General features: G+C 64.4%; 1 pseudogene. It reads right to left on the bottom strand.

The features are described 5' to 3' along the window. Positions 1 to 1,445, bottom strand: a pseudogene (locus tag DIE08_RS36790) (hemagglutinin); the annotation flags it as partial.

The following is a 1,445-nucleotide window of genomic DNA, read 5'->3' as shown; positions in this document are numbered from 1 at the left end:
GTCGACGTGGACAGCGAGCTGATCGAGCTGGTTGCCGACGAGAGGCCGGTCGACGTGGAGGTCGACAGCGAAGCCACCGAGCTATCGGTCGAGCTGAGGCCCGTGGACAACGAGCTGATGCCGGTCGAGGTCGACGTGGACAGCGACGAGATCGAGCTGGTTGCCGACGAGAGGCCGGTCGACGTGGAGGTCGAGAGCGAAGCCACCGAGCTGTCGGTCGAGCTGAGACCCGTGGACAACGAGCTGATGCCGGTCGAGGTCGACGTGGACAGCGAGCTGATCGAGCTGGTTGCCGACGAGAGGCCGGTCGACGTGGAAGTCGACAGCGAAGCCACCGAGCTGTCGGTCGAGCTGAGGCCCGTGGACAACGAGCTGAGGCCCGTCGAAGTCGACGTGGAGAGCGAAGCGATCGAGCTATTGGCAGACGACAGCCCCGTTGAAGTCGACGACGACAGCGAGGTCACCGAGCTATTGGTCGAGCTAAGCCCCGTCGACAACGAAGTGATGCCGGTCGACAGCGACGAGATCGCGCTGCTGGACGACGACACCGTCGTCGACAGCGAATCCACGATGGAATTGGTCGCGAAGAGTTGGGAGCCGTTGATCGCGTCCGTGCTGGTCGCCGTGATTTGGCCTGCCGCGACATTGGTGATTTGGCGCGTGGTGCCCGTGCTCGCATTGCCGACGCTCACCACGCTGCTCGGATTGCCGCCCGCGAACGTGGTGGTCACGCCGCCGACGGTACCCGTCGGCGTCGCGTTGGGCGCTCCAGTGACGGAGCTGCTGCCGAGTGCGACGTCGCCGGTGTTGTTGGCGATGGCATTCGGGCCGATCGCGACCGAATCGGTGCCGAGCGCCTGGCTGTCGGCTGCTGTCGAATTTGCGTGGAAGTACTTGATGCCCTGGTTGTTGATGCTGTCGATCGCCGAGCCGACGCTGTTGGCGGTCGACGTCGTGCCGTTCGAGTTGTACGTCGTGTACGACGGAGCGGAAACCGTGCCGGTTGCCGGGTTGTAGCTCGCGCCGCCGCCGAGGGCTGCGGCGGTGCTGCTGCCCAGATTGTCGGTCTTGGTCGTGACAGTGCTGAGGCCCGTGGACAGCGAGTTGATGCCCGTCGAGGTCGACGTGGAGAGCGAGCTGATCGAGCTATTAGCGGACGAGAGACCGGTCGACGTGGACGACGACAGCGACGTGACCGAGCTGTTGGTCGAGCTCAGGCCCGTGGACAACGAGTTGATGCCCGTCGAAGTCGAGGTGGACAGCGAGCTGATCGAGCTATTAGCCGACGAGAGACCCGTCGACGTGGAGGTCGACAGCGACGTAACCGAGCTGTTGGTCGAGCTGAGGCCCGTGGACAGCGAGTTGATGCCCGTCGAAGTCGACGTGGAGAGCGAGCTGATCGAGCTATTAGCCGACGAGAGACCGGTCGACGTGGACGACGACAG

It is taken from the genome of Burkholderia sp. Bp9004, from assembly GCF_003858025.1.
Classification (GTDB): domain Bacteria; phylum Pseudomonadota; class Gammaproteobacteria; order Burkholderiales; family Burkholderiaceae; genus Burkholderia; species Burkholderia diffusa.
The sequence above is the reverse complement of the archived record's forward strand: the minus strand, read 5'-3'. Positions and strand labels throughout refer to the sequence as shown.